The following is a 2561-nucleotide window of genomic DNA, read 5'->3' as shown; positions in this document are numbered from 1 at the left end:
GGACGAAGCCGCTCGCGCGGCAATGGCGCGTGTGGCTGTCGTTGGGCACTGATCTGATCACTGCGTCTTTGGCAATGGGCGAGTCTGTCTGACGATTGGGATCTTCTCAATCGACAGACAGGAGGTTCCGATGAAGGAGGAGAGAACCACGCCGCTGCGGCAGCGGATGATCGAGGACATGCGCATCCGCGGGATGGGCGAGAAGTACCAGAAGGCACACATCAGGGCGATCAAGGACTTCGCCGCGTTCCTCGGGCATTCGCCGGACACGGCCACGCCGGAGGAGTTGCGGGCGTATCAGCTGCACATGGCCGACACGGGCGTCACGCCGCCGACGTTCAACGCCCGGATTGTCGCGTTTCGGTTCTTTTTCGGTATGACCTGCGGGCGCGAAGACATGAAACGGTACATGCAATTCCGCACCGAACCGCGGAAGCTGCCGGTGGTGCTCAGCGTCGAGGAGGTTTCGGACATCCTGATGGCGGCGCCGGGACCGGGTCTGAAGTATCGGGCGGCGCTGAGTGTCAGCTATGGCACCGGGCTGCGGGCGGCAGAGGTGTGTGCCTTGAAGATTGGCGACATCGACAGTGACCGGATGCTGATCCATGTCGAAGAGGGCAAAGGCGGCAAGGATCGCAAGGTGATGTTGTCGCCGGGATTGCTGAGCCTGCTGCGGGACTACTGGTGCGAGGCGAGACCCGAAGGCTGGCTTTTTCCAGGAAAGCCGAAGATCAACCCGATCTCGCCGCGGCAGTTGAACCGGGCGTTCACGTCAGCCAAAAACATGGCCGGTGTGAAGAAGGTCGCCACTCTGCACACGCTCCGGCACAGCTTCGCCACGCATCTGCTGGAGGCCGGGACCGACGTTCGTGTCATTCAGGTTCTGCTTGGCCACGCCAAGCTCTCGACCACGGCGCGTTACACGCATGTCGCCACCAAGACCATCCGCGACACGATCAGCCCCTACGACATGCTGGCGAAGTTGCAGGACCAGACCGTGAAGCGAAGCCTGCAGTGACGGGCGGGGGCGTTGCCCCGACCGAAGCTGGAGATCGCTGACATCTTTCGAAGATATGGGCCTGCGTGGCGGCAGGCCAATGCCGGCCATGTCAGCCTGGCCCAACTCAAGGTGATGTCGGCCATTGTAGCCTGCCGAACCGAGGCGCTCGGTGGACATGTCGCGGCTTGCTCGGATTGCAGTCACCAGCATATCTCCTACAATTCCTGCAAGAACCGGCACTGTCCCAAGTGCCAGGGGCCCGCGGCGCGAGATTGGATGGTGGCGCGGGCGGAGGATCTCTTGCCGGTGGAGTATTTCCACGTCGTGTTCACCCTGCCGGCGGAGATTGCGCAGGTCGCCTACTGGAACAAGAAAGAGGTCTACGGCCTGCTGTTCCGGGCCTCCGCGGAAACGGTGATGACCATCGCCGCCGATCCCAAACGGCTCGGCGTCCGGATCGGCATCACCAGCGTGCTGCATACATGGGGATCGGCGTTGACCCATCACCCGCACATTCACATGATCGTCCCGGGCGGCGGCCTGTCTCCGGATGGCACCCGATGGATTGCTTGCCGGCCAGGGTTCTTCTTGCCTGTGAAGGTTCTCTCGAGGCTGTTCCGGCGGCTCTTTCTTGAAGGGCTGATGGCGCTCCATCAAGCCGGAAAGCTCAGTTTCCACGGCGACCGGGAAGAGTTGGCCGATGGCGATGCCTTCACCGCCTGGCTGGCACCGTTCCGAAAGGCCGAATGGGTGATCTATGCCAAGCCGCCCTTCGGTGGCCCCGAGGCGGTGCTGGCCTACCTGAGCCGATACACCCACCGCGTGGCGATCTCGAACTCTCGGCTCGTCAGCGCCGACGCCAAGACTGTCGCCTTCCGCTGGAAGGATTACCGCATCAAGTCCGGCAACCGGCAGAAGGTCATGCGGCTGGAGACCGGCGCGTTCATCCGCCGCTTCCTGCTGCATGTCCTGCCCGACGGCTTTCACCGCATCCGCCACTACGGGTTGTTGGCCAACGCCAGCAGAAAGGCCAACATTGCTCGGGCCCGCAGCCTGCTCGGCGCCAAACCGTCTGAGCCGGAACAGCAAACCGGTTCCGAAACCGCCCCGCTCACCCTCCGCGAGCCATGCCCGTGTTGCGGCGGCACGATGCGGATCGTCGAGATTTTCCGGCGAGGCCAGCGACCACGCCTGCGGGCACCACCATGGGAGTTGGCAACATGACGAAACGCTCCTCACTCCATTGTTGCCGAAGCCGAGCATCCGCAGGTGTTCGCCCCGATCCTTGTCGGCAAACCGTCACCTCTCCACGGGAAAACGCTCTGAACTTCAGCCGCCACAGCTCTCTGCGCTCCGTGATCCGACATGACCTCGGCTGTCACCGAGCGTCCCGCTGCCCGAACCGATCGCAAATCCCGATCCACAGACGCACCCTCCGCACTCTTTCCCCATAGACACCGCCGAGCCCCCGCGGCTTCCTCCCTGGGAGGTTTTCCAACGCGGGCCGACGTCGCGCCAAACCGATAACTCACGCCACGGCCCGCATCAGAAAACCTTCACC

Annotated in this window: 2 protein-coding genes; both read left to right on the top strand. The window is 63.2% G+C overall.

What is annotated here, in order from left to right; translation table 11 throughout:
- The first annotated feature begins 130 nt into the window (after window positions 1–130).
- Entirely contained in the window at window positions 131–1018 is an 888-nt protein-coding gene (locus tag R3X27_RS25370; RefSeq protein ID WP_317711700.1) for a site-specific integrase, read from the top strand.
- Between the two features lie 12 nt (window positions 1019–1030).
- Window positions 1031–2224 (top strand): IS91 family transposase, encoded by a 1194-nt coding sequence (locus R3X27_RS25365; RefSeq protein WP_317711699.1) that lies wholly within the window; start codon window positions 1031–1033, stop codon window positions 2222–2224.
- The last annotated feature ends 337 nt before the right edge of the window (window positions 2225–2561 follow it).

The organism is Tropicimonas sp. TH_r6 (assembly GCF_033101155.1).
Lineage (GTDB): Bacteria > Pseudomonadota > Alphaproteobacteria > Rhodobacterales > Rhodobacteraceae > Tropicimonas.
This window is presented reverse-complemented; position numbering and strand designations above follow the sequence as displayed.